18 protein-coding genes and 1 pseudogene are annotated in these 19,335 nt (G+C 64.3%); 3 read left to right on the top strand and 16 right to left on the bottom strand.

Annotated elements, in window-relative coordinates; translation table 11 throughout:
- Positions 1 to 97 precede the first annotated feature (97 nt).
- Positions 98 to 979: a LysR family transcriptional regulator gene (locus AC0L3N_RS31985; protein WP_473551573.1), complete on the top strand. Its 882-nt coding sequence runs from the start codon at positions 98 to 100 to the stop codon at positions 977 to 979.
- Positions 980 to 1,077: 98 nt separating this feature from the next.
- On the opposite strand, the gene AC0L3N_RS31980 is transcribed toward AC0L3N_RS31985, so the two are convergent.
- The 8 genes from AC0L3N_RS31980 to rsfS all read right to left on the bottom strand — a co-directional run bounded on the left by AC0L3N_RS31980 (position 1,078) and on the right by rsfS (position 9,342).
- Positions 1,078 to 2,334, bottom strand: coding sequence for a D-amino acid dehydrogenase (locus tag AC0L3N_RS31980; protein ID WP_473551572.1), 1,257 nt, complete (start codon positions 2,332 to 2,334; stop codon positions 1,078 to 1,080).
- 162 nt (positions 2,335 to 2,496) lie between these two features.
- A complete protein-coding gene (gene alr / locus AC0L3N_RS31975) occupies positions 2,497 to 3,645 on the bottom strand; it encodes an alanine racemase (protein WP_473551570.1) in 1,149 nt (382 codons plus the stop codon).
- Positions 3,646 to 3,734: 89 nt separating this feature from the next.
- Entirely contained in the window at positions 3,735 to 4,256 is a 522-nt protein-coding gene (locus tag AC0L3N_RS31970) for an RNA pyrophosphohydrolase (protein ID WP_473525714.1), read from the bottom strand.
- 2 nt (positions 4,257 to 4,258) lie between these two features.
- Positions 4,259 to 5,428, bottom strand: a complete 1,170-nt coding sequence (locus tag AC0L3N_RS31965) for a divergent polysaccharide deacetylase family protein (protein ID WP_473551569.1) — start codon at positions 5,426 to 5,428, stop codon at positions 4,259 to 4,261.
- A 132-nt stretch (positions 5,429 to 5,560) separates the two neighbouring features.
- The gene (locus AC0L3N_RS31960; protein ID WP_095495435.1) at positions 5,561 to 6,886 is read right to left on the bottom strand and encodes a S41 family peptidase; all 1,326 of its coding nucleotides are present in this window, start codon (positions 6,884 to 6,886) and stop codon (positions 5,561 to 5,563) included.
- A 1-nt stretch (position 6,887) separates the two neighbouring features.
- Entirely contained in the window at positions 6,888 to 8,264 is a 1,377-nt protein-coding gene (locus tag AC0L3N_RS31955) for a murein hydrolase activator EnvC family protein (protein WP_473551567.1), read from the bottom strand.
- Between the two features lie 136 nt (positions 8,265 to 8,400).
- The gene (rlmH, locus tag AC0L3N_RS31950; protein ID WP_473551566.1) at positions 8,401 to 8,883 is read right to left on the bottom strand and encodes a 23S rRNA (pseudouridine(1915)-N(3))-methyltransferase RlmH; all 483 of its coding nucleotides are present in this window, start codon (positions 8,881 to 8,883) and stop codon (positions 8,401 to 8,403) included.
- 81 nt (positions 8,884 to 8,964) lie between these two features.
- Entirely contained in the window at positions 8,965 to 9,342 is a 378-nt protein-coding gene (rsfS, locus tag AC0L3N_RS31945) for a ribosome silencing factor (RefSeq protein ID WP_023800052.1), read from the bottom strand.
- 240 nt (positions 9,343 to 9,582) lie between these two features.
- Between rsfS and AC0L3N_RS31940 the strand changes: the two genes are divergently transcribed.
- Positions 9,583 to 10,437, top strand: coding sequence for a mechanosensitive ion channel family protein (locus AC0L3N_RS31940; protein WP_473551565.1), 855 nt, complete (start codon positions 9,583 to 9,585; stop codon positions 10,435 to 10,437).
- A 23-nt stretch (positions 10,438 to 10,460) separates the two neighbouring features.
- On the opposite strand, the gene AC0L3N_RS31935 is transcribed toward AC0L3N_RS31940, so the two are convergent.
- From AC0L3N_RS31935 to obgE, 5 genes are all read right to left on the bottom strand, one after another.
- Positions 10,461 to 11,756, bottom strand: a complete 1,296-nt coding sequence (locus AC0L3N_RS31935) for an MFS transporter (protein ID WP_473551563.1) — start codon at positions 11,754 to 11,756, stop codon at positions 10,461 to 10,463.
- Positions 11,757 to 12,027: 271 nt separating this feature from the next.
- The gene (locus AC0L3N_RS31930) at positions 12,028 to 12,615 is read right to left on the bottom strand and encodes a nicotinate-nucleotide adenylyltransferase (protein ID WP_473551562.1); all 588 of its coding nucleotides are present in this window, start codon (positions 12,613 to 12,615) and stop codon (positions 12,028 to 12,030) included.
- Between the two features lie 251 nt (positions 12,616 to 12,866).
- A complete protein-coding gene (locus AC0L3N_RS31925; RefSeq protein ID WP_473551560.1) occupies positions 12,867 to 14,153 on the bottom strand; it encodes a glutamate-5-semialdehyde dehydrogenase in 1,287 nt (428 codons plus the stop codon).
- 3 nt (positions 14,154 to 14,156) lie between these two features.
- The gene (gene proB, locus AC0L3N_RS31920; RefSeq protein ID WP_473551558.1) at positions 14,157 to 15,338 is read right to left on the bottom strand and encodes a glutamate 5-kinase; all 1,182 of its coding nucleotides are present in this window, start codon (positions 15,336 to 15,338) and stop codon (positions 14,157 to 14,159) included.
- Positions 15,339 to 15,340: 2 nt separating this feature from the next.
- A complete protein-coding gene (gene obgE / locus AC0L3N_RS31915; protein WP_473551557.1) occupies positions 15,341 to 16,369 on the bottom strand; it encodes a GTPase ObgE in 1,029 nt (342 codons plus the stop codon).
- 114 nt (positions 16,370 to 16,483) lie between these two features.
- Between obgE and AC0L3N_RS31910 the strand changes: the two are divergent.
- Positions 16,484 to 17,352, top strand: a pseudogene (locus tag AC0L3N_RS31910) (endonuclease/exonuclease/phosphatase family protein).
- Between the two features lie 10 nt (positions 17,353 to 17,362).
- Here the strand turns inward: AC0L3N_RS31910 and AC0L3N_RS31905 are convergent.
- The 3 genes from AC0L3N_RS31905 to AC0L3N_RS31895 form a co-directional block, all read right to left on the bottom strand.
- Positions 17,363 to 17,950, bottom strand: a complete 588-nt coding sequence (locus AC0L3N_RS31905; RefSeq protein WP_123151138.1) for a GNAT family N-acetyltransferase — start codon at positions 17,948 to 17,950, stop codon at positions 17,363 to 17,365.
- Between the two features lie 118 nt (positions 17,951 to 18,068).
- Complete coding sequence (gene rpmA / locus AC0L3N_RS31900; protein ID WP_023678077.1) at positions 18,069 to 18,338, bottom strand: 50S ribosomal protein L27; 270 nt, start codon at positions 18,336 to 18,338, stop codon at positions 18,069 to 18,071.
- A 99-nt stretch (positions 18,339 to 18,437) separates the two neighbouring features.
- Positions 18,438 to 19,088 carry a 50S ribosomal protein L21 gene (locus AC0L3N_RS31895; RefSeq protein WP_473551555.1) on the bottom strand — a complete coding sequence of 217 codons (651 nt, stop codon included), beginning with the start codon at positions 19,086 to 19,088 and terminating at the stop codon, positions 18,438 to 18,440.
- Positions 19,089 to 19,335: the final 247 nt, after the last annotated feature.

Below are 19,335 nucleotides of genomic sequence, written 5' to 3'. Positions count from 1 at the left end.
CCCCCCCCCCGCCGCGGGCCCCCCCCCCCCCCCCCCCCCCCCCCCCGGGGGGGGGTGGGCGGGAACGCGGCGCTCGCGATTGAAGCGGACCCTCCTCATGAACTGGGATGACGTCCGCATCTTTCTGGCGGTGGCGCGTGCCGGCCAGATCTTGGGCGCGGCCAAGCGGCTGGAGCTCAACCACGCCACCGTCTCGCGCCGCGTCGCCGCACTCGAGGATGCGCTGCGCGCAAAACTCTTTCGCCGGCTGACCACCGGCAGCGAGTTGACGCCGGCGGGCGAGCGTTTCCTTGACATCGCCGAGCGCATGGAAGGCGACATGATCGCCGCGCGCTCGACCGTGGCGGGTGAAGGCGACGATGTCTCCGGCTCGGTGCGCATCGGCGCGCCTGACGGTTTCGGCGTCGCCTTCCTGGCCAAACGCCTCGGCGCACTGACGGCGCTTCACCGCGAACTCGCCATCCAGCTGGTGCCGGTGCCGCGTTCCTTCTCGTTGTCCAGGCGCGAGGCCGACATCGCCATCACCGTGGAGCGGCCGACCGAAGGCAGGCTGGTGGCGGGAAAGCTGGTCGATTACACGCTCGGCCTGTTCGCGTCCCGCGCCTATGCCGAAGCGCATGGCCTGCCCCAGACGCCCGCCGAGCTCGGCCGGCACACGCTGATCGGCTATGTGCCGGACCTCATCGTCAGCCCCTCGCTCGACTATGCGGCCGAGTTCAGTGCCGACTGGCGCACCAGCTTCGCCATCTCCTCGGCACTCGGCCAGGCCGAAGCGGTGCGGTCCGGCGCCGGCATCGGTATCCTGCACACCTTCGTCGCCCGTTCGATGCCGGAGCTGGTGGCCGTCGACATTGTCGCGCCCATCCGCCGCGCCTACTGGCTGGTCTATCACGAATCGGTCAGGCCGCTGCGCCGCGTCCAGATCGTCGCGAGCTTCATCACCAAGGCGGTGGAACGGGAGCGAAGCCTGTTCGTCTGACGATATTCATCTGACGCGGCGAAGTGTGTTGAACCTTGATCCCAAATTGCGCGGCAAGTTTCTCACCCCGCCCAAATGGATGAAGGACCCTTCCGATCCTACCGCTGGTATCGCTCCGGTCCAAGATCGCGGACATTGATGTCCGGCACCCGGCTGGAAATGATGTCGGCCAGGACCTTGGCCGAGCCGCAGGCCATGGTCCAGCCGAGCGTACCGTGGCCGGTGTTGAGATAGAGGTTGGAAAACTCGGTGCGGCCGATTAGCGGCGGCCCGTCCGGCGTCATCGGCCGCAACCCGCACCAAAAGGTCGCCGACCGCATGTCGCCGCTGCCTGGAAATAGGTCGCCGAGCGAATGTTCGAGCGTGCGCCGCCGCGATTCATGCAGCGTCAGGTCGAAGCCGGAAATCTCCGCCGTGCCACCGACCCGGATGCGGCCGCCGAGCCTGGTGATCGCCACCTTGTAGGTCTCGTCCATCACCGTCGACACCGGTGCTGCGGCAGCATCCTTGATCGGCACGGTGATCGAATAGCCCTTGACCGGATAGACCGGGATGGGTCGTTTCAGGCTGCGCATGAACTTGGCCGAATAGCTGCCCATTGCCATCACATAGGCGTCGGCAGCCTTCCAACCCTTGCTCGTATTGATGTTGGCGATACGGTTGCGCTTGCGGACAATCCGCCTGATCGAGGTGTCGTATTCGAAGGTAACGCCGCGCGCCACGCAGAGCTCGGCCAGACGGTCGGTGAACATCTTGCAGTCACCAGTTTCGTCGCCCGGCAGTCGCAGGCCTCCGACAAATTTTTCACGCACCCCTGCCAGCCCTGGCTCGGCCGCGATGCAGCCGTCGGGATCGAGGATCTCGTAGGGAACGCCGTATGTCTTCAGCACCTCGACATCGCCGGCAGTGCCGTCGAGCTGCTGTTGCGTGCGAAAAAGCTGCAGCGTTCCCTTGGCGCGCTCGTCATAGGCGATGCCGGTCGCCTCGCGCAGCGCTTTCAGCGTGTCGCGGCTGTATTCGGCCAAAGGCACCATGCGCGCCTTGTTCACCGCATAGCGCTCGGCCGTGCAGTTGCGCAGCATCCTGACCAGCCACACCCACATATGCGGATCGAGAGTCGGCCGCACCACCAGCGGACCATGCTTCATCAACAGCCATTTGATCGCCTTCAACGGGACGCCGGGACCGGCCCAGGGCGAGGCGTAGCCGGGCGAAATCTCGCCGGCATTGGCAAAACTGGTTTCCAGCGCCGGGCCCTTCTGGCGGTCGATCACCGTCACTTCATGGCCGGCCTCGGCGAGATAATAAGCGGTAGTGACCCCGATAACGCCGCCGCCCAGCACGAAGATCTTCATCGCATAGTTCTCCAGAACGACGTCTTGTCAGGGGTTTTGGGACGGGGCATCGTGGCTTTCTGTCTGCCGGATTTTACGGCGTCCGCCAAGTGCTCAAGCATGTCGCCCAAAAGTACGCAGCGGTTTTGGGACAACGACATGCCTAAAAAAGCCCGCGCGCTATCAATTTACATAGCGCCGGTGAAAGCGGTGTCCGAGGCTGGTCAGGATTTCATAACCGATGGTGCCGGCATGGCCGGCCGCCTGGTCCACTGTCTGCGACGGTCCGATCAGTTCGACGAGATCGCCCGGCTTCAGCCTGTTGGGCGGCAGGGCCGAAATGTCGAGAACGATCGAATCCATCGATACACGGCCAAGGAATGGCAAGCGCACATTTTCGAACCAGGCGGCTGAGGCCGCGCGTCGATGCCAGCCATCGGCATAGCCTAGCGAGATCGTTGCGGCGGCCAGCGAATCGGTCACGTGAAAAATATGGCCATAGCCAACGCCAGCTCCCCTATCGAGGCTGCGCGTCTGGATGACCTTTGCCTGAAGCCGCACCACCGGCAGCATCGGATTTTCCACCGCTGGCGTCGGATTGATGCCGTAGAGCGCCGCACCGGGCCGGGCGAGGTCGTAATGAAAGGGCTGCCCAAGGAAGATGCCGGAGGAGTTGGCTAGCGAGGCCGGCGCCTTTGGCAGCATCCTGCGCAGCCGCTCGAATTCCAGCCGCTGCTGCTCGTTGGCCGGATGCTCGGGCTCGTCGGCGCGAGCGAGATGGCTCATCACGAAGGTGACGTCGATACCGTCGAAAGCCTGCGGATCGGCAGCGACGGCCTCCACCTCGGCTGCCGCCATGCCGAGCCGCGACATGCCGCTGTCGACCTGGATTGCAGCCTTGAGCTTGCGGCCGGCCCGCTGCGCCGCCGCGCGCCAGGCGGCGAGTTGGTCGGCGCTGTTGATGACCGCGCCCAGCTCGGCGTAGACGGCTTCGCTTTCAGCGCCTCGCTGAATGCCGTTCAGCACATAGATCGCTGGCCATGCGCCGAGCGCCTGGCGCAGCAAGACCCCTTCGGCCAGATGCGCGACGAAAAAAATAGCGCAGCCTTCGGCCGCCAGCGCCGCCGCCACTTGGCCCCCGCCGAGCCCGTAGCCGTCGGCCTTGACGACACCCGCGCAGCCGACGCCACCCAAGCGCGCCTTGAGCCGCCGGTAATTTGCGCGGATGGCGCCGAGATCGACGGTCAATATGGCGCCGGCCGCCGCTTCGCTGATCGGCGCGGCTTTGACGGCGACCCTTTCAGAAAGAGATTTTTTGGAGGCCTCGTTCATGCCAACCCCGTCTGCAGCGGATTGGCCATCAATAAAGCCACCGCGCTGACGCGGCAACCGTGGTCGGCGCGAGCGCGGCTTGCGCCAAGCTACGCAACCAGATGCCGGAACGCCGCAACCACGTCCTCATAGACCTGACGCTTGAACGGCACGATCAGGTCGGGCAATTCCTGCATCGGCCGCCAAGCCCATTTGTCGAACTCGGCGGTGTGGCCGCCCGGCGGCGGATTGATCTCAATCTCGCTGACGTCGCCGTGAAAGCGGAAGGCGAACCATTTTTGCGTCTGGCCGCGATATTTCCCCTTGAAGGCGATGCCGACCAGATGGGCCGGCAGGTCGTAATATATCCAGTTCGGCGCCTCATCCAGCAACGAGACGCTGCGCATGCCGGTTTCCTCGTAGAGTTCCCGCTGCGCCGCCTGCAGCGGCTCTTCGCCCTTGTCGATGCCGCCCTGCGGCATCTGCCAGAGCTGCGTCGTGCCGGCGAATTCGCTGTCCGGCTCGGCAATGCGATGCCCGACCCAGACCAGCCCATCACCGTTGAGGACCATCAGTCCGACACAGCGACGATAAGGCAGCGTCTCGGGGTCGACCGGTTTTTTCTTCGTCATGCTCAACCTTTTTCCGGATCCACCGCCACTGCCGAAATCGGCACGATCTCGATGCCGCGTTTCTTGGCCTCGCTCACCCAAAACGACACGGTGTCGACCGTCAGGTCGAAGGCCGAGCCGATGCCGACAGCAAAGCCTTTCGCCCGCGCGGTGGCTTCCAGTTCGTCCAGCTTCTTCAATATGGCGCCGCGATCCCGCACGGCGTCGATCGACGTGTCACCGGCGGCGAACGGCACGCCGTTTTTCAACGCCAGGTCGGGCGCCAGGCTGCGCGCCGACGAACCGTCGTCGACATAAGCCAGGCCGCGCGTGCCGAGTTCGGCCATCAGCGGCCCCATCGCCGCCGCATCGGCCGAAAAACGCGCGCCCATATAGTTCATGACGCCGGTGTAGTTGGTCGTCCGCGACAGCGCCCAGCGCAAATTCTTTAAATTCTCATCCGCCGTCGCCGCGACCGTCAGCGTGTTGCGGCCGGGATTGACTTTCGGATAATCGAACGGTTCGAGCGGCACCTGCATGACGATCTCATGGCCTCTCTGCCGCGCCGCCTGCATCCAGCGGCCGACGCTGTTGCCCTGTGGCGCAAATCCCAGCGTCACTTCGGCCGGCAGCTTGGCGATGGCCGCCTGCGTGCCGGTTTGCGACACGGCTAGCCCGCCGATAACAATCGCCACGCGCGCACCGCGCGCACCGGACCACGGCCGCGCATAGACATCGAACGGCCGCCTTCCGTCGGCGGCACGAACCGGCAATGGGCCGGTTTCGCCGGCCTCGACCAGCGCCCTGTCGGGAATATGCGCGATCCTCAGGTTCTGGCCGATCGTCGAAGGGTCGCGAATGACAATGGCCGCCTTGGGCGGACGACCGTCAACTTCGGTTGGCATATGGATGATCTGCGGCCCGCCCATCTTGGATGCTGCTTCCGCCTTCGATGCCGGCTCCTTGGCCGGCGCTGCGGGTTCGACCACCGCTGTCGTCTTCGGTGTCGAAACGGCGACTTCTTCCGGTTTTCGAAACGGCCTTTCGCGCAGCGCAATCGCGCCGGACACGCCGATTACGGCCAGCACAAGAAGCGTGGCCGCGACCACACCGGCGCTGATCCTGCGGGCCGCGCGCGGCGGCCGGACTGCCTGCCCCAGTGGGCGTTCGATGTCGTTGCCGATGTCAGCCAAGCCGCATCTCCAGCCGCGGTTCCCCCGAATCAAACTGCCGGGGCCTTGCAGCCCCGGCAGCATTACATCGCTTCGATCAGGCAGCCAGACCTGTTGTCCGGCTGATCGACCTTTACTGGTTCAGCACAGCCCCTACTGGTTCAGCACTGCCTTGTCCGGATTCGGCGGGAACGCCGGATCGGTCTTTTCGCCGCGCAGCAGCTGCTCGGCAAAGATGAGCTGCAGGTCGTCCTTCGGCTCCGGCGGCACATAGGCTGCCGAGCCCGAACCGGTATCGCCCTCGTCGCTGCCCTTGATGTGGCCCTTGAGGTCCGACTCGCCGCGGGTCAAATCCCTGCCTTGCAGGTCCGGCGGTAACGGCTGGTCGACCTTGATGTCGGGCGTGATGCCCTTGCCCTGGATCGACTTGCCGGACGGCGTGTAATAGAGCGCCGTCGTCAGGCGCAGCGCGCCGTTCTCGCCGAGCGGGACGATGGTCTGCACCGAACCCTTGCCGAAGGACTGCGTGCCGACCACCGTGGCGCGGCGCAGATCCTGCAGCGCTCCGGCGACGATTTCGGACGCACTGGCCGAGCCGCCATTGACGAGCACGACCAGCGGCTTGCCGTCGATGTCGTCGCCCGGCCGCGCGTCGAAGCGGGTGACGTCCTTCGGATCGCGGCCGCGCGTCGAGACGATCTCGCCACGGGTGAGGAAGGCGTCGGACACGCTCACCGCCTGGTCGAGCAACCCGCCCGGATTGAGGCGCAGATCGAGCACGTAGCCCTTGAGCTTTTCGTTCGGCACCTGCTTCTTGATGGTGTCGATGGCGTTCTCGAGGTCGTCATGGGTCTTTTCGGTGAAGGAGGTGATCTTCATGTAGCCGATGTCGTTCTCGACCCGGAACTTGACCGCCTTGACCTTGATGATGTCGCGCACCACCGTCAGCTCGATCGGCTTGTCGGCGCCCTGGCGCAGGATAGTGAGCTTGATCGGCGTGTTGACCAGCCCGCGCATCTTCTCGACCGCGTCGTTGAGGCTCAGGCCGCGAACCTCCTCGCCGTCGATCTTGGCAATATAGTCGCCGGCAAGCACGCCCGCCTTGGCGGCCGGCGTATCGTCGATCGGCGTGATCACTTTGACCAGGTCGTTCTCCATGGTGACCTCGATGCCGAGGCCGCCGAATTCGCCCTTGGTCTGCACGCGCATGTCCTGCGCCTCTTCGGCGTTCATATACGAGGAGTGCGGGTCGAGCGAGGTAAGCATGCCGTTGATGGCGTTTTCGACCAGCGACTTGTCGTCGGGCGGCGTCACATATTGCGCCCGCACCCGCTCGAAGATGTCACCGAAGATCGCCAGCTGCTTATAGGTCTCGGAGCCCGCAGCGTTCGCCGTTGAGCCGGGGGCGCCATAGACCAGGCTCATCGCGGATGCGCCCATCAGCGCACCGGCAAACAGAAGCGAAAGTTTCCGCATCATCTCACGTCCTTCCAGAGAAACGGTCCGCCCACCATGGGGTCGGATCGACGGGTTTTCCATCCTTGCGGAACTCAACATAGAGTTCCGGCGTAGCATTTCCATTCTTCGATGCCGAGGTGCTCGCCACCCGGGCCTCTCCCATCGCGCCGACCGGCTCTCCTGCGAGCACCGACTGGCCAGACGCGACGCTGATTCTGCTCATCCCCGCGAGAACGACATGATAGCCGTCACCCGCGTTCAGGATCAAGAGTTGACCATAGGAGCGAAAAGGTCCCGCATAAAGCACATTTCCGTCCGCTGGCGCGGTGACGATGGCTCCCGATTGTGTCGCAACCATGTCACCGAGCATCACTGCGCCGTTACCGTCGCTGGCCCCGAACCGCCGCTTGATCTTGCCAGTGACGGGCAGCGCGATCTGCCCCTGAAGCGCCGAAAACGGTGCAGCGGCGGTGAGCCGGTTGGCCTCCGGCACCGGCAGGGCCGCCAGCTCCGTCTGTTCCGGGGCCTTCTGTGCCGGAGCCGTCTGCGCCGGAGCCTTGTCGGCGCCCGATGCCTTCTGCTCTGCGGCCTTCTGCTCGGCTGCCTTCGCCGCGGCCGCCGCCTTGCGGGCCTTGTCTGCTTCGAGCGATGCGATCAGTTCCTTCAGGCTGCCGGCCTTGGCCGCCAGTGCTGCGGATCGCTGCTTTTCCGCCGCCAGCGCCGTTTGCGTCTCGGCTTCGAGTTTCTGCTTGGCTTCCAGCAGCATGCTGAGCCGCTTCTTTTCCGCCGTCTGCTCGCCGACTGCCGCCGTCAGCCGCGCCCGCTCCGCCTCGATCGCGGCGGTCACCCGCGACTGCTCCTTGAGGTCCGCCAGCAATATCTCGGTCTGCTGGCGCAGTTCCGGCACCACGGCGCCGAGCAGAATGGCGCTGCGCACCGACGACAGCGCGTCCTCCGGCTTGACCAGGATGGCCGGCGGCGGATTGAGCCCCATGCGCTGCAGCGCGGCCAGCACCTCGGCCAGAACGTCGCGTCTGGCGGCCAGCGAGGCGCGGATCTTCTGCTCCTCGCCCTTCAGCCCTTCCAGCTTGGCGCCGATGTCCTCGATGTCCTGGCCAAGTTTCTGCTCGGTCATCGCCGACTGGATCAGCGCCGCGGTGATCGAGGCATGGTCCTTCCTGACCGTCGCCATGTCGGCGGCGAGCTTGGCCAGCCGCTCCGACGACAGTGTGATCTCCTTCGATACCCGTTCGTACTCGGCGCGGCTCTGGTCCGGGTCAGGCGCCATGTCGAGCCTGTTCTGCGCCCGCGCGGCGCCGAGCGACAGCATAAGCGCCGCCACTGCCAAGCCGCAGCGTGCGCGCCAAAAGCCCGTTCGCGATTTCCAATCTTCAGACATTGAAGCCCGACTCTATGCGTGGCTTCGTTAACGAACCATCAACCATGTTCGAAGCCTCGCCAATCTAGCATAAACTCCCGGGCCTGGGACCAAAATCCCCGCGGCTGGGCCCTCAGTTCACCGGTTTTGGTCGGGTTCATGAACGATGGTAGGGATGACCCGAAAGAATAGTGGCGGCCCGGTAAAGCTGCTCGCCCAACATGACACGGACCAGTTGGTGCGGCCATGTCCACGCGCCGAACGACACCATCAGATCGGCCTGATCGCGCAGCGACTGATCGTGACCGTCGGCACCGCCAATGGCAATGACAAGTGCCCTGCGCCCGCCATCACGCAACAGGCCGATGCGTCCGGCGAAATCCTCGGATGAAAAACTCTTGCCGCGTTCGTCGAGCAGCATCAGCGCGGTACCAGGCTGCAACTGCGCCTGCAGTTTCTGGCCTTCCTCGCGCCGGCGCTCGTTGGCGGTCTGGGCGCGGCCCTCCGGAATCTCGACAACCCCAGAGAATTCGAGCCCCACCGCCGACCCGCTCTTGGCGAAGCGCTCGAAATATCGGTCGGCAAGCTGCTTCTCGGGGCCGGCTTTCATCCGGCCCACGGCATGAACGGCAATTTTCATCCCTGCCTCGAAGAGCCGCTAATGCATGTCACCAAAAGTGGTCACCGGTTTGGGAAACGACATGCATCAATCAAATGCGGCTCAGTGGAGGGTCTCTTCCTCGAGGTCCGGCGCTTGCCACATCTTTTCGAGATTGTAGAAGTCGCGGACTTCGGGACGGAAGACATGGACGATGATGTCGCCTGAATCGATCAGGACCCAGTCGGCGCCGGCCAGTCCCTCGACGCGCGCCGTGCCGAGCCCGGCATCCTTGAGCGCCTTGAGGAGATGATCGGCGACAGCCGAGACATGACGGTGCGATCGGCCGGACGCGATGACCATATAGTCACCGAGGCTCGATTTTCCCTGAATGTCGATTGAGACGATGTTTTCGGCCTTGGAGTCTTCCAGACTGGCAAGGACTGTCTTGATGGCGCGGGACACGGCGTCGTTTACGCTGATCCCGGCCGGCGAAGGCACGATGTCGGCCTTCTTCCAAAGTGCTGTTCTCAGTGTATTTCCTTTCGCAGCAAGAACAACCAAATCACCCTTCAAAGCAGATGACACCCCTTAGATAGGCAGAGTTACGTTGCAGTTTCAAGACGGCAGCCCTGCTGTAGCCAACGAAGAACCGTTCTTCCGGTTCCACAGTTGAAGAAAAATCGGAACTCTTGTCGCCTGGCCTGGGTTATCGGCGCATTGACCAACCGGATCCCCCTCATGCCTATCGACCCTCAGAACGCTCTCCTCACCGTGCAGTCCGGCCTTGCGCAGCTCAGCGCGCTGATCGTCTCGTACTCCTTCTCGGCCATCGGCGCCGTCATCCTGCTGGTCCTCGGCTATATCGTCGCCGGCCTTGCCCAGCGCTCGATCTATGCCGGCCTCGGCCATATCCATGGCTTCGACACGACGCTGCGCCACTTCTTCTCGAGGATCGTCCGCTACGCCATACTGATCCTCGTCGTCGTCATGGTGCTCGGCCAGTTCGGCGTCCAGACGACCTCGATCATTGCCGCCATTGGCGCCATCGGCCTGGCCATCGGCCTTGCGCTGCAGGGCACGCTGCAGAACATTGCCGCCGGGATCATGCTGCTGGCGCTGCGGCCATTCCGCATCGGCGAATATGTCGAGGTCGGCGCCATCGCCGGGACCATCGAGGAAATCGGCCTGTTCGCCACCACGTTGAGAACGGTCGATGGCGTCTACATCCTCGCCCCCAATTCGACGCTGTGGACCCAGCCTGTCCGCAACTATACGCGCAACGGTGCCCGCCGTGGCGACATCACGCTGACCATCGGCTCCTGGAACGACATCGATTTCGCGCAGAAGACCATGCTTGACGTCGCCGCCACCGAGCGACGCGTCAGGCGGGAGCCGGCGCCGATTGCCTTTGTGGCGACCGTCGGCGACAGCAACGTCGCCATCACATTGCGCTACTGGACCTCGGCTGCGGATTTCTTCGCCACCCAGATCGATCTCACCAAACGCGCCAAGCAGGCTTTCGACAGCGAAGGCATTTCTATACCCGCGCCACCACCGGAAGCGCCACGGCAGGAAGCCGCCACCAGACAGTGAGATAATCAATTGCCGGCGTAGGTCTACTTGTACGCGCGACGCTGCTCTTCGGATGGGAAAGCGAGGTCGACTGGCAGCGGTGCCTGCGCCGTCATCGGCGCGAAATTGCCGGTCTCGGCGGTGGGAACAGGCGACATCGCCACCACACGCCACAGCACGAACAGGCAAAAAACAGTGGCAATGACGATGGCCACATAGATGAAAGCCTGCGTTCCATAGACAGCGGAAAGCCCGGTCACGATGCCGGGCACGATGAAGCCGGACAGCGACCACGCAAACAGAAGCGAACTGGACAGCGCCACCATGTCGTCCTTGCCGGCGCGGTCGGCGGCATGCGCGCTGGCCAGCGAATAGATCGATTCCGATGCGCCGTCCCAGACCACATAGATGACGACCAGCGCCGCCAGCGCACCACCGTCGAAGCCGAGGGCGAACAGGCCCGCCACCATGGCAAGCGCCGAAGCGGCGACCAGTACAAAGCGCCGGTCGGTGCGGTCGGAAATCCATCCGAGCGGGATCTGCAGGATCAATGTGCCGACTGGCATCGCCGACAGCAGCAGCGCCACATCTGCCTGGCTGTACCCCTTGGCCGTGGCATGGATCGGCGCGAAGCCCGAAATCGTCATCGACAGGCCACCGACGGCAAGCATGCCGGCGACGCCCACCGGCGAAATCCGCCAAGCCCGTCCGAGCGCCACGGACGCCGCCTGCGGCGGCGGCGGCTGGACGAGCCGCGTCAGCCCAACGGGAAGGATCGACAGCGCGGTGAAGGCGATGCCGATCAACGGCGCGTCCGCAGTTCTTATGTCGATCAGCGCCAGTGTGGAGTAGCCGACACCGAGCCCGGCGACATAGGCGACGTAGAAGAAGGCCATGACCCTGCCGCGTATGGCGTTGGCGACGACGTCGTTCAGCCAGCTTTGCGCGACGATGAACAGGCCGCATATGGCAAAGCCATAGAGCGCGCGGGCCGCGATCCACGACAGCGGGTGCGGCCCGGCCCCGACGGCGGCATTGGACAGCACGATCAACGCCGACAGCACCATGAACGCGCGAGCATGGCCGACGCGCCGCACCAGCGGACCGGTCAGGATGCAGCCTGCCAGGCCGCCGGCCGAAAGGCCGGTGACAATCAGCCCGGCCCAGGTCGGATCGAAGCCGTCGGCGCCGAGCCGGACCGGGATATAGGCGAACATCAGCCCGTTGCCGACCGCAACCAGCGCCATCGACAGGAGGACGCTAGCAATGGCGATCGCCGGGGCTGGCGGACTGCCCGGCGCCGGATCGCGTCTGGTCTGGTTTCGCTCGAGAATCGCCATGCCCGCGCAGGATCGCCCACGGATCGGGGAAAGGCAGCCGCAAATGCGACATGGCCGGACGGGCGGTGCTTGGATATTCCCTTCTCCCTTTGTGTGGGAGAAGGTGGATCGGCGCGCAGCGCCGAGACGGATGAGGGGTGCCGGAAGAAATGCAGCGCAAAAATCCCGGGGATTTAAGTGCTTAGGTCTTCAAGGTAGCGATCCTTCCAGCACCCCTCATCCGACCGAGCTTCGCTCGGCCACCTTCTCCCACAAGGGGAGAAGGTGACTCCTATCCGTTCGCCGAATTGCGGATCGCGGTCGACGACAGCGACGAGCGCGGGCCGTGGATGAAGGTCCAGGCCGGCGCCTTCATGCGGGCGAGCCGCGGCGCGTCGCCCTCGTCGACACGTGCGTAATCGAAGGTCTTGGCGACGACCGACGACAGGAATGACAGCGTCGCGCCAGGGCGGTCGATCACCGCGATCGGAAACGTCATCACGATCTGGCGCCAGCGCTGCCAGCGGTGGAAATCGCGAAGCGAATCGGCGCCCATGATCCAGACGAAGTCGACGCCCGGGTTGCGCGCCTTGACCAGGGCCAGCGTGTCGGCGGTGAAGCGGACATAATGGGTCGCCTCGAAGGCGGTGACCTTGACCTTCGGGTTCCGGGCGATCTGCTCGGACAGGCGCAGCCGCTCGGCCAGCGGCGCCAGTTCCCGCGCGCTCTTGAGCGGATTGCCCGGCGTCACCATCCACCACAACTGATCGAGCGCCAGACGTCTGAGCGCGATCTCGGCAACCAGTGCGTGGCCGGCATGGGCAGGATTGAACGAGCCGCCGAACAGCCCGACGGCCAAGCCCTTTCCGGCATGCGGCATGTGAAGGTAGCGAGAGGGGACGGGTTGTTCGGAAGGGGAGAGCATTGTGCTAAGCACCCCCCTCTGTCCTGCCGGACATCTCCCCCGCAAGGGGGGAGATTGGCGGCTTCATCGCAGCCGCAAATCTTGCAGCGTCGGCGATTGGCGAAAACAGAAATGACAGCCAATCTCCCCCCTTGAGGGGGAGATGTCCGGCAGGACAGAGGGGGGTGGCTGGGCGCACGCCTCTCAGGCTCTAACCGCGAATAGCTTCAAGGCCTCACCTGTCCGGTCCCACGCACGCGGTACTTGAACGAGGTCAGTTGCTCGACACCGACCGGGCCGCGCGCATGCATTTTGCCGGTGGCGATGCCGATCTCGGCGCCCATGCCGAATTCGCCGCCATCGGCGAATTGCGTCGAGGCATTGTGCAGAAGGATCGCCGAATCGATCTCATTGAAGAAACGTTCGACCGCATCGGCATCCTCGGCGACGATCGCCTCGGTGTGGTGCGAGGAAAAACTCTCGATATGCTCGATCGCACCTTTAACGCCATCGACCAGTTTTGCCGCGATGATGGCATCGAGATATTCGCTCACCCAGTCGGCGTCGGTCGCAGGCTGGGCGTCGGCAAACACGTTCAGCACCTCGGCGTCGGCGTGGATTTCGCACCCTGCCGCGCGCAACGCCTCGAGGATCGGCACCAGATGGGTGGAGGCAACAGCGCGGTCGACCAGCAGCGTCTCGGCAGCGCCGCAGACGCCGGTGCGCCGCATCTTGGCGTTGACCGCGATCCTGACCGCCATCTCGAGCTTGGCCGAGCGGTCGATGTAGAGATGACAGATGCCTTCGAGATGAGCGAAGACCGGCACCCGTGCCTCGTTCTGGACGCGTTCGACAAGGTTCTTGCCGCCGCGCGGAATGATCACGTCGATATTGCCGGAAAGTCCTTTCAGCATCTCGCCGACGGCGGCGCGGTCGGCGGTCGGCACCAACTGGATGGCATCCTCCGGCAGCTTGGCCGCCTTCAGCCCTTCGACCAGGCAGGCATGGATCGCCGCCGAGGAGTTAAGCGAATCCGAGCCGCCGCGCAGGATCACCGGATTGCCGGCCTTGAGGCAAAGCGCACCGGCATCGGCCGTCACGTTCGGCCGGCTCTCATAGATGACGCCGACAACGCCGAGCGGTGTGCGCACGCGCTCGATATGCAGGCCGTTCGGCCGGTCCCATTCGGCAATGACATCACCGACCGGATCGCGCAACCCGGCGATTTCACTGATGCCGTCGGCCATGGCACGGATGCGGGCGTGATCGAGCTTCAGCCGGTCCATGAAAGAGGCTGAAAGCCCGGACTTCTCGCCATTCCTGACGTCGACGGCATTGGCGTCGAGAATATCCTGCTCGTGGCGAAGGATCGCCTGCGCCATGGCGATCAACGCGGCGTGCTTGCGCTCGGCTGTGGCGACGGCCAGCGGTCGGGCGGCGGCCCGCGCGCGGCCGCCAATATCGGCCATCAGCGCGGCAGTGTCGTCCCGGGATTTTTCATGCAGCTTCAGCATGGCTCATCCTCCGCTGGTTACTTGGTCACCGGCCTGTACTTGGTCAGCGGCCCGTACTTGGTCACCGGAATGGCTCACCACAAGGTCGTCGCGGTGAATCATCGCCGAGCGCGCTTCGTAGCCGAGCACAGTTTCGATCTCGGCTGTTTTCAAGCCAGCGATCCTTACGGCATCGGCGGCATCGTAGGCAACCAGTCCGCGCGCGATCTCGCGGCCTTCGGGCGACAGGATCGCCACCGTGTCGCCGCGCGAGAAATTGCCGCTGACCAGCTTGACGCCGGCCGGCAGCAGCGACTTGCCCGACAGCAGCGCGCCGATCGCGCCGGCATCGACTGTCAGCCGGCCAGCCGGTTCGAGCTGCCCGGCGATCCACGTCTTATAGCCCTTGACCGGATTGGCGCTCGGCCGGAAGAACGTCGCCCGCTCGCCACGCTCGATCGCCAGCAGCGGCGACAGTCTCGTGCCTGATGTGATGATCATGGCGGTGCCGGCGGCGGTGGCGATTTTTCCGGCGTCGAGCTTGGTTCGCATGCCGCCGCGTGAAAACTCCGAAGCGGCGGCACCCGCCATCGCCTCGATCTCGGAGGTGATGCGGTCAACGATAGGAATGAACTGGGCTTGCGGGTCGCGCGCCGGCGGCGCCGTGTAGAGCCCGTCAATGTCGGAGAGCAGCACCAAGAGATCGGCGCCCATCATGGTGGCGACGCGCGCCGCCAGCCGGTCATTGTCGCCATAGCGGATTTCGGAGGTCGCCACCGTATCGTTCTCGTTGATGACCGGCACCGCCTTCATCTTGAGCAGCGTCGAGATCGTCGCGCGCGCATTGAGATAACGGCGGCGCTCTTCGGTGTCGCCGAGCGTCAGGAGGATCTGGCCCGATTTCAGGCCGCCCTTGCCGAGCGCATCCGACCAGGCGCCGGCCAGCGCAATCTGCCCGACGGCGGCCGCCGCCTGGCTCTCCTCGAGCTTCAGCGCCCGCTTGCCGAGGCCGAGAATGGTGCGGCCAAGCGCGATGGCGCCGGATGATACGACAAGGATCTCGGCGCCGCCTTCGGCCAGCACCGCGATGTCGTCGGCAAGCGAGGCCAGCCAGTCGCGCTTCAGGCCGGTCGTGCGGTCGACAAGCAGCGCCGAGCCGATCTTGACGGTGATGCGCCGGTATTTTTTCAGCGACTGCGCGGCCATCGCTATCTCCAGCGCGTCTCGACCGGAGTGGCGACAGCTTCGCGTGCCTCGCCCACGACCGTCATCAGCGCGCGCTGAACGGCTTCGACGCCTTCGCCGGTGACGGCGGACAAAAGCATCGGCGCGCGGCCGGCGGCGCGTTTCAGCGAAGCGACCTTCTTCTTGCGTGCGTCGGCATCGAGCGTGTCGACCTGGCAAAGTGCTACGATCTCGACCTTCTCGATCAGACCATGGCCATAGGCGTCGAGTTCGGTGCGCACGGTCTTGTAGGCCTTCCCCGGATTTTCTTCCTGCGCGGAGACGAGGTGCAGAAGGACGCGCGTGCGTTCGACATGTCCGAGGAAACGGTCGCCGATGCCGACGCCTTCATGCGCGCCTTCGATCAGGCCGGGAACATCGGCGATGACGAACTCGCGACCGTCGATGCGGGCCACACCGAGGCCCGGATGCAGCGTGGTGAATGGATAATCGGCGATCTTCGGCTTGGCCGCAGTCACGGCGGCCAGGAAGGTCGACTTGCCGGCATTGGGCAGGCCAACCAGGCCGGCGTCGGCGATCAGCTTGAGCCTGAGCCAGATGTTGAGCTCTTCGCCCGGCTGGCCGGGGTTGGCGCGGCGCGGCGCCTGGTTGGTCGAGGTCTTGAAATGCTGGTTGCCGAAGCCGCCATTGCCGCCCTTGGCAAGCAGGAAGCGTTGGCCGACCACGGTCAGATCGCAGATCAGCGTCTCGTTGTCTTCGGCAAAGACCTGCGTTCCCGCCGGCACTTTCAGCGTGACGTCGGCGCCCTTGGCGCCGGTCATGTTGCGGCCCATGCCGTGCGTACCGGTCTTGGCCTTGAAATGCTGCTGATAGCGATAGTCGATCAGCGTGTTCAGCCCATCGACCGCCTCCACCCAGACATCGCCGCCGCGGCCGCCGTCGCCGCCGTCGGGGCCGCCGAACTCGATGAACTTTTCGCGCCGGAACGACACCGAACCAGCGCCGCCGTCGCCGGAGCGGATGTAGACCTTGGCTTGATCGAGAAATTTCATCGGATTGCTGAGTTTCTACTAGTGGCCTTGCGGCATTGCTCTAAACCTTCGGCACTGCTCTAAACCAAGGCGAGGCGAAGGGCGAGGCTGTTTATGAACATGGCCGGAGTCGCAATGAAGCTCGTAACCTACAACATCCACTACGGCGTCGGCCTCGACGGCCGCTACGATGTCGGCCGCATCGCTGATGCCGTGCGGGGCGCCGACGTGATCGCGCTGCAGGAGGTCTCGCGCAACAACCCCAACAATGGCGGCCGCGACGTGCTGGCCGAGCCGGCGAGTCGCTGCCCGAATACTTCGCCGTCTACGGCAGCAATTTCGAGGCCAATGTCGGCTCTCGCCTGGAAAACGGCCGCGCCATCACAACCACCTTCCAGCTCGGCAACATGGTGCTGTCGAAAACGCCCGTTCACCTGTCGCGCAATCTCCTCTTGCCGCGCAGCCGCAGTTTCGAAGTGATGAATTTCCAGCGCGGCGCGCTGGAGGCGCTGATCGAGACGCCGCTCGGTTTCATCCGCTTCTATTCCACCCATCTCGACCATCGCAGCCCGGTCGAACGCGCCAGCCAGATCCGGTTTCTGCGCCAGCGCCTGTTGAATTATGCGATCGAGGGCGGCGCGCTGTCGGGCGTCGCCGAAGTCGGCCTGCCCGACCTGCCTTGTCCCGGAGGCTTCGTCGTCATGGGCGACTTCAACATGCTGGCCGGATCGCCGGAACATGTCGAACTCACCGGCCGCCTGGATCACGAATTCGGCATGCCTGTGACCGCCGATCTTGCCGTCGATGTCGCCCTGCGCCTTGCCGCCACAGGCGCCGATCTCGTCACCTGGGTCGATCCCAAGCGGCCTGACGACGCCAGCCGCCACAAGCGCATCGACTATGTCTTCACCAGCGCCTCGCTCGCCAAATCGCTGAAGCACCTGTGGGTCGACCGGCAAGCGGTTGGCTCGGACCACCTGCCGGTCTGGGTCGAGATGGCCTGACCAGCGTCCATCAGAAATGCACCCAGTTCCGCAGGCTGGTCCAGGTCTTGCGATCGAGACGGTAGCGCTCGACCGGCACCTGGCCGGCGACGATCGAGTTCAGCATGCCCTGGCCGGCATACTGGAAGCCGCATTTGTGGATGACCCGGCGCGAGGCCGGATTGATGACCCGTGTCGAGGCATGCAGCACCTGGATCGCCGTCTTCTGGAAGGCGAGATCGACCAGCGCATGCGCGGCTTCCGTCGCATAGCCGCGCTTCCAGTAGGGCTCGCCGATCCAGTAGCCGAGCTCCAGCCCGCGATCGGTGGTGTTGAGGCCGGCGCAACCGACGAAAGTTTCAGTACCGGCCAGCGTCAAGGCATAGGCAATCCCGGCCCGGCGCGACGCCGTCATCGCCAGGAAGGCGCGTGCTTCGGCCTCACCGTACGGGTGAGGCATGCGGGCCAGCATTTCGGCGACGTGGCGGTTGTCGGCGAGCACCACCAGTTGCTCGATATCGCTTTCGCGCGGCGCCCGCAGGACCAGCCGCTCGGTCACCAGGACCGGACAATCTATCGCGTAACTTTCACCGTCTGTATCTTCCGCTTCGGCAACCATGTCAGTCCTCCAGGCACAAGAAAAAGGGGAGATGGAAACCCATCTCCCCTGATCCATTTCCTGGCTTGGCCAGACACCGGTTCCCGAGATGGGTGCCGGTGTTCTCGTACGGAACCGGCTACTCCGCGGCCTTCGTCATCGGGTTCACCGATACGTAGGTTCGGCCATTGGCTTTTTTGTTGAAGGTGACTGCGCCAGCTTCGAGCGCAAACAGCGTGTGATCCGTGCCAATGCCGACATTGGTGCCGGGATGCCACGTCGTGCCGCGCTGACGAATAATGATGTTGCCCGGAATCACGGCTTCGCCGCCGAACTTCTTCACGCCGAGCCGCTTGGAATGGGAGTCGCGACCATTGCGCGACGAACCGCCAGCTTTCTTGTGTGCCATCTAACTAACTCCGATGCGCCGCTAGGCGCTTAAAAGGTCTTATGAACGCGTTCGCGTTCCGTTTCAAGTCCGAACCGGCGACGATCGCGCCGGGCCGCTTTACTTCTTCGCCAATTCCTTGGCCTGCTCGCGCCAGTCCATGATCTGGTCGGCGCTGAACGGCATATGCTCGTCGATCTTGGCGACATCCTTGTCGGACAGCTTGGCGATCTGGGCGAAGGTCGTGATGCCCTGCTCGTTCAACTGGCCGGCCGCAACCGGGCCGATGCCCTTGATCACGGTCAGATCGTCCGGCTCGCCCTTCGGCGTCTTGAACAGCGGAGCGGCGGTTTCGGTTGCCTTGGCTTCCTTCTTCGGCGCAGCCTCTGCCTTGGCTTCGGTCTTCGGCGCGGCCTTTGCCTCGGTCTTGGCCGCGGCCTTTTTCGTCGGCTTGGCACCATCCAGCAGGATCTCGGCGATCCGCACGGTGGTCAAAAGCTGGCGATGGCCGATCTTGCGGCGCGAATTCTGCCGGCGGCGCTTCTTGAAGGCGATGACCGTGCGGTTCTTGCCCTGTTCGACCACTTCGGCGGTGACCAAGGCGCCGTCGACGAACGGCGCGCCGAACGTGACATTCTCGCCTTCGCCATGCGCGAGCACGTGGCCGATCTCGACGATATCGCCGACCTGGCCTTCGACTTTTTCGATCTTCAAGAGATCGTTGGCGGCGACGCGATACTGCTTGCCGCCCGTTTTGATGACTGCGAACATTTTTTGCCTTTCGCTGTTCGGTCGGCCTTGATGAACCGCTTCAGGCGGTTCGGCCGTCTTTTTGTCAGTCTGCGGGTTCAAAAAACAAGCGGCGCGGAAGAACCCTCCACGCCGATTGCGCGCTGTCCCTAACCGAAGGTTCGGCGCGAGTCAAGGCAAACAGCCAGTAGCCAGGGCAACGAGTTCAGGTTAACGACGGCGTGTAATTTGTGGTCTGTCGCAGGTTAGCGTGATTCAAAGAGGCTTC

It is taken from the genome of Mesorhizobium sp. WSM4807 (genome assembly GCF_055811615.1).
The sequence above is the reverse complement of the archived record's forward strand: the minus strand, read 5'-3'. Positions and strand labels throughout refer to the sequence as shown.

Coding starts and splice junctions, on each gene's coding strand:
- rpmA (WP_023678077.1), bottom strand. CDS start 18,338: ATGGCACACAAGAAAGCTGGCGGTTCGTCGCGCAATGGTCGCGACTCC.
- AC0L3N_RS31940 (WP_473551565.1), top strand. CDS start 9,583: ATGCCTATCGACCCTCAGAACGCTCTCCTCACCGTGCAGTCCGGCCTT.
- AC0L3N_RS31925 (WP_473551560.1), bottom strand. CDS start 14,153: ATGCTGAAGCTGCATGAAAAATCCCGGGACGACACTGCCGCGCTGATG.
- rlmH (WP_473551566.1), bottom strand. CDS start 8,883: ATGAAAATTGCCGTTCATGCCGTGGGCCGGATGAAAGCCGGCCCCGAG.
- proB (WP_473551558.1), bottom strand. CDS start 15,338: ATGGCCGCGCAGTCGCTGAAAAAATACCGGCGCATCACCGTCAAGATC.
- AC0L3N_RS31970 (WP_473525714.1), bottom strand. CDS start 4,256: ATGACGAAGAAAAAACCGGTCGACCCCGAGACGCTGCCTTATCGTCGC.
- AC0L3N_RS31960 (WP_095495435.1), bottom strand. CDS start 6,886: ATGATGCGGAAACTTTCGCTTCTGTTTGCCGGTGCGCTGATGGGCGCA.
- AC0L3N_RS31905 (WP_123151138.1), bottom strand. CDS start 17,950: ATGGTTGCCGAAGCGGAAGATACAGACGGTGAAAGTTACGCGATAGAT.
- AC0L3N_RS31985 (WP_473551573.1), top strand. CDS start 98: ATGAACTGGGATGACGTCCGCATCTTTCTGGCGGTGGCGCGTGCCGGC.
- AC0L3N_RS31935 (WP_473551563.1), bottom strand. CDS start 11,756: ATGGCGATTCTCGAGCGAAACCAGACCAGACGCGATCCGGCGCCGGGC.
- alr (WP_473551570.1), bottom strand. CDS start 3,645: ATGAACGAGGCCTCCAAAAAATCTCTTTCTGAAAGGGTCGCCGTCAAA.
- AC0L3N_RS31980 (WP_473551572.1), bottom strand. CDS start 2,334: ATGAAGATCTTCGTGCTGGGCGGCGGCGTTATCGGGGTCACTACCGCT.
- AC0L3N_RS31930 (WP_473551562.1), bottom strand. CDS start 12,615: ATGCCGCATGCCGGAAAGGGCTTGGCCGTCGGGCTGTTCGGCGGCTCG.
- obgE (WP_473551557.1), bottom strand. CDS start 16,369: ATGAAATTTCTCGATCAAGCCAAGGTCTACATCCGCTCCGGCGACGGC.
- AC0L3N_RS31955 (WP_473551567.1), bottom strand. CDS start 8,264: ATGTCTGAAGATTGGAAATCGCGAACGGGCTTTTGGCGCGCACGCTGC.
- AC0L3N_RS31895 (WP_473551555.1), bottom strand. CDS start 19,088: ATGTTCGCAGTCATCAAAACGGGCGGCAAGCAGTATCGCGTCGCCGCC.